The following is a 12383-nucleotide window of genomic DNA, read 5'->3' as shown; positions in this document are numbered from 1 at the left end:
TGCGAAGGGCAGTGCGCCGTGGTCACGATGACCGCGGCGCATTGTCGTTTCGCTGGGAGGCTCGATGGAGTCGTATGACGCCGTGATCGTCGGTGGCGGGCACAACGGCCTGGTGGCGGCCGCTTATCTGGCCAGGGCGGGCCGCTCGGTGCTGGTGCTGGAACGCCGGGACGAGGTCGGCGGGGCGGCGGTGTCGTTCCGGGCGTTCCCCGGAGTCGACGTCCGGCTTTCCCGCTACTCGTACCTGGTGAGCCTCCTGCCGCGCAAGATCCTCGCGGATCTAGGGCTCGGACTCGATCTCCGGCGGCGGCGGATGTCGTCGTACACGCCCGTCGGCGACGGCGGTCTCCTTGTCGACACGGGCGACGACCGCCGCACTTCGGTGTCGTTCTCCGCGCTCACCGGGTCCACAAAGGACTTCGAGGCGTGGCAACGGTTCTACGCGATGACGTCCCAGGTCGCGGAGCGGACTTTCCCTACGCTGACCGAACCGCTGGTCTCCCGGGAAGAACTGCGTTCGGGCATCGAGCCCGAGGCCTGGGACGCGCTGTTCGAACGGCCGATCGCCGAAACGATCACCGGGATGTTCGGCGACGACACCGTGCGCGGCGTCGTCCTGACCGACGCGCTGATCGGGACGTTCGCCGGCGCCGGCGACTACCGGCAGAACCTTTGCCTGCTCTACCACGTGATCGGCAACGAGACCGGTGATTGGGACGTGCCGGTGGGCGGGATGGGCGCGGTGACCGGGGCGCTCGCGTCGGCCGCGTGGACGGCCGGGGCCCGGCTGGTGACCGGTGCCGAGGTGCTGTCCCTCGATCCGGACGGCTCGGTGCGCTATCGGCTCGGCGACGACGAGTTCACCGTCCGCGGCGGGCATGTCCTGTCGAACGTCGCGCCGCGAACCCTTGCCCGGTTGCTGGGGGAGGAGCCGCCGGAATCCCCGGAAGGCGCGCAGCTCAAGGTGAACATGGTGCTGTCACGGTTGCCGCGGCTGCGCGATTCGGGCGTCGATCCGCGTGAGGCGTTCGGGGGCACGTTCCACGTCAACGAGGGTTACGGGCAACTGGCGACGGCCTATGCCGAGGCCGCCGCGGGCAGGATCCCGTCGCTGCCGCCGTGCGAGATCTACTGTCATTCGCTGACCGACCCGTCGATCCTGGGCCCGGCCGAGCAGGCCGCGGGCGTGCAGACCCTGACCCTGTTCGGGCTGCACATGCCGGCGAGGCTGTTCGAGGGACGCAACGACGCCGCGCGCGACGAGGCGTTGCGAGCGACCTTGTCCTCTTTGGACAGTGTGCTGGCGGAGCCTGTCGAGGACTGCGTGCTGCGCGCACCCGACGGCCGGTTGTGCGTCGAGGCGAAGACACCGCTGGACCTCGAAGCCGAGCTGGGATTGCCCGCGGGGCACATCTTCCATCGTGATCTGTCGTGGCCCTACGCGGCCGATGCCGCTCAGGTGGGCAAGTGGGGTGTCGAAACGGAACACGACCGGATCCTGCTGTGCGGTGCCGGAGCCGTGCGGGGCGGCGGAGTCTCGGGCATCCCCGGCCACAACGCCGCCATCGCCGTGCTTTCCCGGTCCTGAAGTCCGTGAAGGCCTCCTTGAGAGACCCAGGGTCCCTCAAGGAGGCCTTCACGGACTTGTCCGCTTACTGGACGGTGAGGGTGTAGGTGGCGGTGGCGGTCTTGCCCGCCGAGTCCGTCGCGGTGACGGTCACCGGGTAGGTGCCGCGCTGGAACGGTGCGGCCACCTGCATGGTCGAGGTGCCGCCGCTGGAGATCGTCTTCGGGTTGAAGAACGGTGCGAACGGCAGGCCCTGTCCGGACGCCGACAGCGTGATCGTGCCGGTCCCGCCGGTGGCGGAAACCGTGACGTTGCTGAAGAACCCGGGCTGGACGGTCCCGCTGCCGGGGCTCACGCTCACCTTGAGGTCGCCAGGCTGCGGGCCGCCGTTGCCGACGGTCAACGTCAGCTTCGTGGTCGCCGTGTCGGTGGTCCCCTTGCCCGAGATCGTGACCGCGTAGTCCTTTTCGGCCGTCCCGGCGGGAACCTCGATGCTCACCTTCGCCGACTCACCCGAGGTGATGGACGCGGGCTGGAACGTGGCCTTCGCGCCGTCCGGGAGTCCCGACGCGCTCAGCTCGACCTTCTCCGCGCCGTTCTTGCCCGGCTTGCTGGTCACCGTGGCCGAACCGTACTTGCCCGGCTCGACCTTGAGCGAGGACGGCGTCACCGCGAGCGAGAAGGTCTCCGGGTTCTGCGGCTCACCGATCTGCTGCTTGACCCAGTCGCCCATGTCGTTGTTGAGCCGGCCGTACACGCTGTACCACTTGAAATCGCTGCGGCTCCAGGACGCGACGCCGACGACCTTGCCGTCCACGATGAGCGGACCGCCGCTGTCACCCGGCAGGATGGTGACGTGGCCGTCGCTGTAGCCACTGCAGATCATCGTGGCGTCCTTGAAGCCCGCGCCCACCCCGTTGCAGTTGCTGCCCTGCACGATCGGCAGGGTGAACTTGTGCAGCTCGACGTTGCGGGTGTCGTCGTTGAAGTCCTTCTTGCCGTAGCCGAGTCCCAGCCCGGACTTGCCCGGCTTGTTCAAGTCCGTGTCCGCCGACGTCGCGACCTTCGCGTACTGGCCGCCCGGGACCGGGATGTCGGCGTCCGTGGTGACCACCGCGACGTCGTAACCCTGGTCGAAGTTGACGTACTTCGGGTGGATGTCGTAGCTGACGACGCCGACCCGGGTTCCGCCTCCGGCGTTGAGATCGTCCAGTCCGTAAAGGAAGCTCTTCTCGCCCTCGGCCGCCTTGCAGTGGGCGGCGATCAGGATCTTGCGCGGCGCGACGACCGAACCGGTGCACGTCTGGCCCTGCGGCCGGGAGCCGCCCTGGCGCAGGCCCGCGATGATGAACGGGTGGTCCTTGACCGAGGCGGGTGTGCCGCCGACGGAGTTCGTGTGCGGTCCACTGGGGACGACCGCCTGATCCGTCGGGGTGACGGCGGGCAGGTTCGCGGCGGCCGCGGGGGCAGGCAGGAGGACCGAGAGGCAGCCGAGGGTGGCGGTGGCGATCCCCAGCAGCCGTTGTCTTCTGTTCACGGTGGTTCCTTTCCAGGTGGCTGGAAATCACTTTCCGCATCCGTGCCTGGTGGAACAACCGAGGAAGAAGCCCGTAGGGGTACGGAACTAATGCACGCCGTCGCCGGTGAGTAGTTCGACGCTGTGGTCGCCGGTGCGTTCGACATCGAGTCCGGCCTTCGACAGCACGCGCAGCAGCTGTTCCACAGTGGACGGTTCGCTGCGCGACTTCACCAGCTCGGCGGCCAGCCGCCCCTTGTAGGCCTTGTTGAAGTGGCTCACCGTGGTCCGGTTGCCCTTCGCGTCCTCGGTCACGACGCGGACGGTCACCGCGTCCGGCCGGAGTTTCGCGAGCGCCGAATAGGTTCCGGAGCGCAGGTCGACGACCAGCCCTTCGATGCCCTGGAGTACCGGTTCGAGCACCGGCTTCCACACGCTGCGGACGGTCCCCAGCGACGGCAGCGCGTTCCCGCCGGAGAGCCGGTACGCGGGGATCGGGTCGGTCGCCGCGACCACACCGAACAGCGCCGAAGCGACGGCGAGGCGCTTCTCGGCCTTCGCCAGCGTCGCCTTGGTGAAGGACTTCACGTCGAGCGCGTCGTAGAGCACCCCCGTGTAGCGGCGCAGGCCGGGCATCGTGGGCGAGGTCCACAGCTCGGCATTGCGGGCGACCTCGTCGGCCTGCCGCGGCGTGATGCCGAGCGCGGCGACACTGGCCGGGACGTCGGCCGCCAGCTCGGACAGCGCGTCGGCCAGTTTCGCCCGGGTCGGGTTCAGCTCCGGGAACGACAGCGCGCCGAGATCCAGCGGCGCGCCGGTGCCGCCGGCGGCCTTGGTTTCGGAAGGGGGGAGCAGCACGAGCACCACGGAAGCGTAACTAAATGGGGTGCGTCACCCCGAGGCGCGGGCTTAGCCTCGTCCGCATGAGCCTGATCTGGCGTCCGCTGACCATGGAAGACATGCCGCGCCTCGCCGAGGTCTTCGCCGAGGCGGAGCGTGTCGAGCCGATCGAGGAGCACTACAGCGCGGAGGATCTCGCCGAAGAGATCGGCTCGCCGAACATCGACCTGCCGACGGCGACCACCAGCGCCTGGGACGGCGGCAAGCTGGTCGCCTACGGCGTGCTGCGGCGGCGTGACGCGGCGAATCCGGCGCATATGGTGCGGGTCGAGACGCTCGTCCACCCCGAGTACCGCGACGACGCGATCGCCGCTCACCTCACCGCCTGGTTCGAGAAGACGGGCAAGGAAGTCCACGCGAAGTCCCATCCGGACGCACCGCTGGAACTGCACGCCGCGGCCAACACCAAACAGCGCTGGCTCACCGAGGTGCTCGTGGACGCCGGGTACGAGCACGCCCGGTGGTTCGTCGACATGCGGGCCGACCTCGCCACGGTTCCGGCCGCCAAACCGCTGCCCGGCGAGTTCCCGCTGGTGACCTACGAGGACAAGTACGAGGAACTCACCCTGCGGTCCCGCAACGAGACCTTCGCCGACCATTGGGGGAGCACGGAGCAGTCCCCGGAGGCCTGGCGGCATCTCGTGGTCGGCGGGAAGGACTTCCAGCCGGAGCTGTCGTTCCTGCTGCTGAGCCCGGAGCGGGACAGAGTGGTCGCGATGGTGCTGAGCGCCTTCTTCGCCTCCGACGCGGCCGCCACGGGTGTGAAGGACCTGTATGTCAGTCACGTCGCCACCGACGCCGGCCTTCGCGGACGCGGCATCGCCGGCGCGCTGCTCGGGCACACGCTCGTCCAAGCCAAGGCGGCGGGTTTCCAGCGCGCCTCGCTCAACGTCGACCAGGACAACACGCACCGGGCTCTCGGCGTCTACGAGCGCGTCGGGTTCAGCGAGCATCAGCGCTGGGCCGGGTACGTGAAGCCGATCCCCACCTGACCGGTTGTCACCCGAAAGGGCGTATTTCGGTACAGTCGATCTTCTTGGAGAGATCGCTGGGGGTGGTAGGGCGTTGCCGGTTTCCGCACGCCTCGGCTGGCACGACCTGCCGTCGGCGACGCGTGACGCCGTGGAGCGTGAGCTCGGGTCGGCGGTCCGTCGTTCGCTGTGGCAGACCCCGGAATTCGACGGCGGTGTCGCCGCGAGGCTCGAACTCGACCGCGAACATCGCTGGGTCTTCCTGAAGGCGATCCCGGCGGGCAGTCCGCGTGCGGGTGGCTACCGGACGGAGGCCGCCATCGCGCGTCGGCTGCCCCCGGAGGCCCCCACGCCGAAGCTGCTGTCCTTTGTGGACGGTGACTGGCTGGTGCTCGCGTTCGCCGACTTCGACGGCACGAGACCGAACCTGCGCCCGGGCTCGCCGGACCTCTCCGCGGTCCTGGCCACGTTCGGCGCGCTCGGGCGCACGCTCACGCCGTGCCCGCTGCCCGACGTCCCGGATGCGCTCGACGACCTCGGCCCGCTCCTGCGCGGCTGGCACGAACTGGCGAAGGAGCCGCCGGACGACCTCGACGGCTGGGCCGTCCGCAACCTCGACAGGCTCGTCCAGCTGGAGACGTCCTGGCATCCCTGGTCGGCCGGGGACACGTTGCTGCACAACGACATCCAGCCCGAATACCTGGTGCGGACCGGATCGGGCAGGGTGCTCGTCACCAACTGGCGCTATCCGGCGCGGGGCGCGGGCTGGCTCGATCTGGTCGCGCTCGTCCCGTATCTGCTCGACGCCGGGCACGAGCCCGCCGACGTCGATCGCCTGCTGCGGCGCCGCCCCGTGCTCACCGGAGTCCCGGTCTGGGCGGTCACCGCGTTCGGTGTCGCCTTGGCCGGGCACGCCGAACGGGCGTCCCGGTTGCCGGAACCACCCGCGACGACCGGGGTCCGCGCGGCACAGCGCCGTCTCGCCGCGGCCATGCGCGACTGGCTCGCCTACCGGACCCACTGGCCCTGAGCCGCCCAGCTCGCCAAAGTTCTCTCGCGACTCAGAGCGGCGCAGGCAGGTGATGCGAAAGCCACTTTCGCAACGTTGAAGGTTGCGAAAGCCACTTTCGCAACTCGCACGGCAGGCTGGCTGGCCCGATCAGGTGACGAGGTTCAGCGGCTCTTCGCCGGCGGTGTAGCGACGCAGCTGCTCGGCGACCAGCCGCTTCGCGCGCGGGTAGAACGACGCCGAACCGCCCGCGATATGCGGCGTGATGATCACGCCCGGCGCGGTCCACAGCGGATGCCCGGCGGGCAACGGCTCGGGATCGACGACGTCCAGCGCGGCGCGCAGCCGCCCGGAAGCGGTCTCCTTCGTGAGCGCCCCGGTGTCGATCGCGGAGCCCCGCCCGACGTTCACCACCAGGGCGTCGTCCGGCAGCGCGGCGAGTTCCGCGGGGCCGAACAAGCCCATGGTCGCGGGTGTTTCGGGCAGGATCAGGACCACGATGTCGGCGGACGGCAGCAGGTGCGCCAGTTCGCCGACGCCGTGGACGTGTTCCGCGGGCCGGGCCTTGCTCGCCACCCTGGTCACGATCGCTTCGGCCGCGACCAGTTGCCGCTCGATGGCCTGGCCGATCGAGCCGTGGCCGACCAGCAGTACACGGCTGTCCGCCAGCGAGCGCGTGTGCGCGCGATCCCACGACGCCGTCGCCTGCTGCGCGAACCAGCGCGGCAGATCCCGCTGGGACGCGTGGATCAGCGCCAGCGCGTGCTCGGCCACGCTGAGGTCGTGCAGGCCGCGGCCGTTGGCCAGCTTCACCCCCGCCGGCACCAGCGGGACCAGCTTCTCCACCCCGGCCGACAGCGCCTGTACGAGCTTCAGCGACGGAAGCCGGGCGATCAGCTTCGTCGGCTCCGAACCGGCGTCGTACGGCAGCACGTAGACCTCGACGTCATCGAGGTCGCCGTCCGGCAGCGGACCCGTGCCGTCGTAAAGCCGCGCGCTCAGCCCCTCGGGCAGCTCGATGTCGGACCAGGGCAGGATGGCTCGCTCCGTCATACCGCCATTCTGACCAGCGTGACCGGCGTCAGCCGCCGTGGGTCGCGACGCAGAACTCGTTTCCCACCGGATCGGCCAGCACCGTCCAGGCGATGCCCGGCATCTCGTGCTCGTCCAGCCGCTTCGCGCCCAGTGCGAGCAAACGTTCCACCTCCTTCTGTCTGTCTTCGGTGCCGAAGTCCAGGTGAACCCGGTTCTTGCCGACCCGTTCCTCCGGCACGCGCTGGAACGCGAGCACGGGCGTGTTCTCCGCCTTGGGGCGCAGGATCAGGAACTCGCCCTCGTAGTCCTGATCCACCTCGACCCCGAGCGCCTCCGTCCAGAACGCCGCGAGCCCGCGCGGATCCGCGCAGTCGATCGTGATCATGCCCAGTTCGATACCCATGGCGGCACGCTAGTGGCACCCACCGACAAAACCGGGCGCCCGCGATAACCGGTTGAACCGTCCCGGGGCGGGGTGACTACGCTGCGCAGAACGTCTCAGCACGTAATTCCAGCGAGGAGCCCAGAAGTGATCACCAGGATGTCGTCGTTGTTCCTTCGCACCTTGCGCGAGGATCCGGCGGACGCCGAGGTACCGAGCCACCGGCTCCTGGTACGCGCCGGCTACGTCCGCCGGGTCGCCCCGGGCGGCTACTCCTGGCTGCCGTTGGGCCTGCGGGTGCTGCGCCGGATCGAGAAGGTCGTCCGCGACGAGATGAACGCCATCGGCGCGCAGGAGATCCAGTTCCCCGCGCTGCTGCCGAAGGAGCCCTACGAGGCCACCGGCCGCTGGACCGAGTACGGCGACGCCCTGTTCCGTCTCAAGGACCGCAAGGGCGCCGACTACCTCCTCGGCCCGACGCACGAAGAGCTCTTCGCGCTCACCGTGAAGGGTGAGTACAACTCGTACAAGGACTACCCCGTCGTCCTGTACCAAATCCAGACCAAGTACCGCGACGAGGCGCGTCCCCGCGCGGGGATCCTGCGTGGCCGCGAGTTCGTCATGAAGGACTCCTACTCCTTCGACCTCGACGACGACGGCCTGGCGAAGTCGTACGAGCTGCACCGCCAGGCGTACACGAAGCTGTTCGACCGCCTCGGCATCGAGTACGTCGTCGTGAAGGCGACCTCCGGCGCGATGGGCGGCTCGGCCTCCGAAGAGTTCCTCGCCGTCGCCGAGACGGGTGAAGACACCTACGTCCGCAGCACCGAGTCGGGTTACGCGGCCAACGTCGAAGCGGTCACCACGCCCGCTCCCGAAGCCAAGCCGATCGAGGGCCTGCCCGAGGCGAAGGTCCACCACACGCCGGACACCCCGACCATCGAGTCGCTGGTCGCGTTCCTCAACGACGCGGACCTCGGGCGCACCTTCACCGCCGCGGACACGCTCAAGAACGTCCTGGTGAAGACCCGCCGGCCGGGCGCCAAGGAGTGGGAGCTGCTGGCCATCGGCCTCCCCGGCGACCGCGAGGTCGACACGAAGCGCCTCGAAGCGTCGCTCGAGCCCGCCGAGTTCGAGCTGCTCGAAGAGGCCGACTTCGCCAAGAACCCGTTCCTCGTCAAGGGCTACATCGGCCCGAAGGCGTTGAAGGACAACGGAGTCCGCTACCTGCTCGACCCGCGCGTCGTCGACGGCACCGCCTGGGTCACCGGCGCCGACGAGCGCGACCACCACGTGGTCGACCTGGTCGCGGGCCGCGACTTCACCGGTGACGGCACGATCGAGGCCGCCGAGGTCCGCGAAGGCGACGCGTCGCCCGACGGCAAGGGCACCCTGGTCGCCGCGCGCGGTATCGAGATCGGGCACATCTTCCAGCTCGGTCGCAAGTACGCCGACGCGTTCTCGCTGGACGCGCTGGGCCCGGACTCCAAGCCCATCCGCATCACCATGGGTTCCTACGGTGTCGGTGTCTCGCGGCTGGTCGGCGTGCTCGCCGAGCAGAACCACGACGACCTCGGCATCGTCTGGCCGCGCGAGGTCGCGCCGTTCGACGTGCACGTGGTCATCGCGGGCAAGGACGAGACGATCGCCGCCGGCGCGGAGAAGCTCGCCGCCGAACTGGACGCCGCCGGGATCGAGGTCGTCCTCGACGACCGCAAGGCCTCCCCGGGCGTGAAGTTCGCGGACGCCGAACTCGTCGGCGTGCCGACGATCCTCGTCGTCGGACGCGGTCTCGCGAACGGCGTCGTCGAGGTCAAGGACCGCCGCACCGGTGACCGCGAGGAGATCGCCGTCGACGCGGTCGTGGAGCACCTGGTCAAGCTCGTCCGCTCGTAATGGGCCTGTTCGGCAAGAAGCGCGGGGACTCCCCGGGCTACGAGGACAACGCGGCGCTGGACGGGTTCGGGGGCTATCAGCCCTCGGATTCGTCCGGCTACTCGCCGACCTCGGAACCGGCTCCGGAACCGGCCGAACCGAAACCAGAACCGGAGCCGCAGAAGCCCGCGAAACAGCCGATGTCGCGCAGCGGGCGAAGGGCCATGTACGGCTTCTTCGCCACGCTGGGCGTCATCGCGGTCGCCGCGCTCGCGAACAACAGCGACCGCTCGTCGGACAGCAGCGCGCCGACGCCCCGGACCCCGACCGTCTACACGCCTTCGCCCCAGGTCGTCGCGCCGCCGGTGACCGAAGGCTGGCAGTCGGTGGCCGGGAAAGACGGCGTCTACGCCTACGACGTCCCGCCGAACTGGACGCCGAAACCCGGCACGATCCACGGCTGGGAGAAGGGGTCCCAGGTCCCGGGCATCACGATGGTCGCCAGTGCCTTCGTCGGGGAAGGCTACTGCCCGCAGGAGAAGCGAAGCAGGATCGGCGGCAGTGGTGTGGCGAACGTGAAGGTCGCCGACCCCGCCGCCGCGGCACGCAAGGCGCTCGACGACCTCACGATCAGCGCCTACAACCCGGAGGACGGCCCGCTCACGGCCAAGATCACCCCGGAACCGCTCCAAACGGCCGAGTTCACCCTGGGCACCGGCAAGAAGGTCTCCGCGAGCATCCTCCTCGCGGAGGTCGTCACCCCGCCGGGGCCGTGCGGTGAGCGGCGCGCCCTGGTCGGCGTGCTCGCGCCGCAACTGGGCGACGCCTCGGCGGCCCTGGCCGTCTATTCGGGCCAGGACACGCCGGGTGGAGCGGATCGCGAGCAGATCCTGAAGATCCTCAAGACCTACCGGGGTGTCCCGGAGGCCGACCGCAAGACCATCACGCCGCCGCCTTCGACGTTGCGCTGATCTCTTTGGGGCTGGGGCTTCTTGCCCGACCGAGCGAGCTTCGCCAGCCGAAGCAGCCCGGTGTTCGGCAGGTAGGCCCGGCCGAGCGCGATCCCGATCCGCGGCAGATCGGCCTCGTCGCGGAACGCGAGGTACAGCGGGACGTGCCGCGGCTGGAACTTCGCCTTGAACGCGTGCAGCGAACGGAATCCGTAGAACGGCTCCATCATCGTGCCGAGCGCGTCCAGCACCCGCTCGACGGCGTGCGCCGGTTCGCCGGAGCTCGCCAGCGGGGCACCGGACAGCGAGACGAACTTCGCGCCTTCTTCGCGGAAGGCCAGGCACGACGACGCGATCAGGAACTCCATCGACGGACGGAACCCGTCGGCGCGCTTGCGCATCACGTCGAGCGTCCAGCCGCCGACGGCACCCGCGCCGGTGTAGACCGGCATCCACGACGTCACGCCGTGGACCACGCCGTCGGCGTCCACCGCGAGACCCACGCGGGTCTCGGGGTCCATCGCCTCGTCGACCCCGCCGAGGGTGAAGCCCATCTCCGGCATGCCCTTGTCGCTGATCCACTCTTCGGAGATCGCGCGCACCTGCGAGATCACCGCGCGCGGCTGGTCGGCGAGCCGGACGAGCCGGAACTCGATGCCGTCCTTCTTCGCGCGGTTGAGCGCGGTCCGCACGTCCTGCCAGCGCTTGCCGCGGAACTCCAGCGTTTCCAGTTCGATCAGGGTGTCCTCGGCGACCTGGACCTGCTTCCAGCCGAGTTCGTCGGTCTTGGCGGTGGTGTCGCCGGTGGCGGAGAACAGGCACGGCACGAGACCGGTGTTCTCGCACATCGTGATGAATTCGGCGATCGTCCGGTCGGCGGCGCCGTTCGGGGCGATCGGGTCGCCGAGGGCGATGGCGACTCCGGCGTGGCGCCGGTAGGCGAGGTAGGACTTGCCGTCCGCGGCCACGAAGTACGAGTTCTGCGGCCACGTCGTCATCCACGAAAGGGTGCTTCCGCCGTGCCGGCTGAGCAGCGTGCGGGCCAGCGCGGGGTTGCCCATCCGGCCGAGACGGCGGCGCTTCCGGCGCGACGGCACCCGGAAGGCGCCCCGGGAGGAGATCAGCATCGCGAACTCGACCGTCCACAGGAGGTTGTCCACGAAGAACAGTGGCGGATCCATCAGCCCGGCATCGTCACCGAAGACCTCGGCCAGTGCGAGCACCCCGCCGTAGGCCATCACCTGGAGGATGACGAACGAGGTCAGGATCATCGCGGACCACCAGGCGACCTGACTGCCCTTGCGCAGGCCGTTCATGATCGGCACCACGATCACGCACAGGATGACGACTTCCCAGGTGGACAGCGAGAGTTCCTCGGACGAACCGAAGGGACCGTTGCCCGGCACGAAGGACATCACCAGTTCGGCGACCGTCAGCACCAGCAGGCCGGCCATGACGTAGAACCGCCACTCGCGCAGGCTCGGCCGCCGTTCGCGGCCGGGATCCTTCGAACCGATGAACTTGCGCCCGAACGGCAGGGCCAGCACGAGGGCGAAGAAGTGCACGAGGTCGGCGAGCGTGCCGACGAAGATGATCGCGATCCCGGCGTAGACGCACAGCCCGGCGCGCAACCGCAGGCGCCACGGCGGGCGCAGGGTGGCGCTGGCGACCGCGACCGCGGCGAGCGCGCCCCCGGAGAACCCGACGTCGAGGCTGCCCGCGATCCGCTCCGCCCACTCCCAGCCGGAGTTCCGGCTCAGCGCCAGGAACTGCACCGCCACCAGCACGCTGACGAACTGACCGCCGATGGTGACGGCCATCGTCCGGCGGGTCCCGAGCCGCCATTCCGCGAACCCGGCGAACAGCGCGAAGCTGAGCACCATCGGCACGTAGTACAGCGGGACGACCGCGAACAGCGGTCCGGTGAGCACGGTCCACCACCGGCCTGATTCGAGCGACGGCAGCCCGTACGCGATGTACGGGTACACCGCGCGATCCTCGGCGGCCGACCAGAGCGCGCCCGTGGCCAAGGCGAGCGCGAGCATGGTCAGCGTGACCAGGGTCGTGAAAGGCAGCCGGTGCCGCAGCACCGTGGCGATCTTGTGCGTCCGGCCCGGTGCGGCCGTCCCGCTTCCCCCTTTTGGCATGGACTCAAATTAGGCGGGGGAGCAGGTCCGA

The 12383-nt window shown here is 69.6% G+C and carries 10 protein-coding genes; 5 read left to right on the top strand and 5 right to left on the bottom strand.

Features of this window, described 5'->3' with window-relative positions; genetic code table 11:
* Positions 1-64: 64 nt before the first annotated feature.
* Positions 65-1588 carry a phytoene desaturase family protein gene (locus B0293_RS27430; RefSeq protein ID WP_005154590.1) on the top strand — a complete coding sequence of 508 codons (1524 nt, stop codon included), beginning with the start codon at positions 65-67 and terminating at the stop codon, positions 1586-1588.
* A gap of 64 nt (positions 1589-1652) precedes the next feature.
* On the opposite strand, the gene B0293_RS27425 is transcribed toward B0293_RS27430, so the two are convergent.
* Together B0293_RS27425 and yaaA are read right to left on the bottom strand one after the other, a co-directional pair.
* The gene (locus B0293_RS27425) at positions 1653-3104 is read right to left on the bottom strand and encodes a trypsin-like serine protease (protein ID WP_005154589.1); all 1452 of its coding nucleotides are present in this window, start codon (positions 3102-3104) and stop codon (positions 1653-1655) included.
* A gap of 87 nt (positions 3105-3191) precedes the next feature.
* Entirely contained in the window at positions 3192-3947 is a 756-nt protein-coding gene (gene yaaA / locus B0293_RS27420; RefSeq protein WP_039916815.1) for a peroxide stress protein YaaA, read from the bottom strand.
* Positions 3948-4006: 59 nt separating this feature from the next.
* Between yaaA and B0293_RS27415 the strand changes: the two genes are divergently transcribed.
* Positions 4007-4975 carry a GNAT family N-acetyltransferase gene (locus B0293_RS27415; RefSeq protein ID WP_005154586.1) on the top strand — a complete coding sequence of 323 codons (969 nt, stop codon included), beginning with the start codon at positions 4007-4009 and terminating at the stop codon, positions 4973-4975.
* Positions 4976-5048: 73 nt separating this feature from the next.
* Positions 5049-5984, top strand: coding sequence for a hypothetical protein (locus B0293_RS27410; protein ID WP_005154585.1), 936 nt, complete (start codon positions 5049-5051; stop codon positions 5982-5984).
* Positions 5985-6113: 129 nt separating this feature from the next.
* Here B0293_RS27410 and B0293_RS27405 read toward each other — a convergent pair whose 3' ends face one another.
* Positions 6114-7016 (bottom strand): 2-hydroxyacid dehydrogenase, encoded by a 903-nt coding sequence (locus B0293_RS27405; protein ID WP_005154584.1) that lies wholly within the window; start codon positions 7014-7016, stop codon positions 6114-6116.
* Positions 7017-7044: 28 nt separating this feature from the next.
* The gene (locus tag B0293_RS27400; RefSeq protein ID WP_005154583.1) at positions 7045-7401 is read right to left on the bottom strand and encodes a VOC family protein; all 357 of its coding nucleotides are present in this window, start codon (positions 7399-7401) and stop codon (positions 7045-7047) included.
* 126 nt (positions 7402-7527) lie between these two features.
* Between B0293_RS27400 and B0293_RS27395 the strand changes: the two genes are divergently transcribed.
* Positions 7528-9276, top strand: coding sequence for a proline--tRNA ligase (locus B0293_RS27395; RefSeq protein WP_005154582.1), 1749 nt, complete (start codon positions 7528-7530; stop codon positions 9274-9276).
* Positions 9276-10226 carry a hypothetical protein gene (locus B0293_RS27390; protein ID WP_039916726.1) on the top strand — a complete coding sequence of 317 codons (951 nt, stop codon included), beginning with the start codon at positions 9276-9278 and terminating at the stop codon, positions 10224-10226. The genes B0293_RS27395 and B0293_RS27390 overlap by 1 nt, the downstream gene beginning before the upstream one ends.
* Here the strand turns inward: B0293_RS27390 and B0293_RS27385 are convergent.
* The gene (locus B0293_RS27385; RefSeq protein WP_005154580.1) at positions 10163-12352 is read right to left on the bottom strand and encodes a bifunctional lysylphosphatidylglycerol flippase/synthetase MprF; all 2190 of its coding nucleotides are present in this window, start codon (positions 12350-12352) and stop codon (positions 10163-10165) included. The genes B0293_RS27390 and B0293_RS27385 overlap by 64 nt on opposite strands.
* Positions 12353-12383 lie beyond the last annotated feature (31 nt).

The organism is Amycolatopsis azurea DSM 43854, assembly GCF_001995215.1.
In the GTDB taxonomy this organism is placed as follows: domain Bacteria; phylum Actinomycetota; class Actinomycetes; order Mycobacteriales; family Pseudonocardiaceae; genus Amycolatopsis; species Amycolatopsis azurea.
Note: the sequence above shows the minus strand (reverse complement) of the source record. Positions and strands in the feature narration are given on the sequence as shown.

Bases quoted from the DNA above. Each gene is read 5' to 3' on its own strand.
- B0293_RS27430 (WP_005154590.1), top strand. From the start codon at position 65: ATGGAGTCGTATGACGCCGTGATCGTCGGTGGCGGGCACAACGGCCTG.
- B0293_RS27415 (WP_005154586.1), top strand. From the start codon at position 4,007: ATGAGCCTGATCTGGCGTCCGCTGACCATGGAAGACATGCCGCGCCTC.
- B0293_RS27405 (WP_005154584.1), bottom strand. From the start codon at position 7,016: ATGACGGAGCGAGCCATCCTGCCCTGGTCCGACATCGAGCTGCCCGAG.
- B0293_RS27400 (WP_005154583.1), bottom strand. From the start codon at position 7,401: ATGGGTATCGAACTGGGCATGATCACGATCGACTGCGCGGATCCGCGC.
- B0293_RS27390 (WP_039916726.1), top strand. From the start codon at position 9,276: ATGGGCCTGTTCGGCAAGAAGCGCGGGGACTCCCCGGGCTACGAGGAC.
- B0293_RS27385 (WP_005154580.1), bottom strand. From the start codon at position 12,352: ATGCCAAAAGGGGGAAGCGGGACGGCCGCACCGGGCCGGACGCACAAG.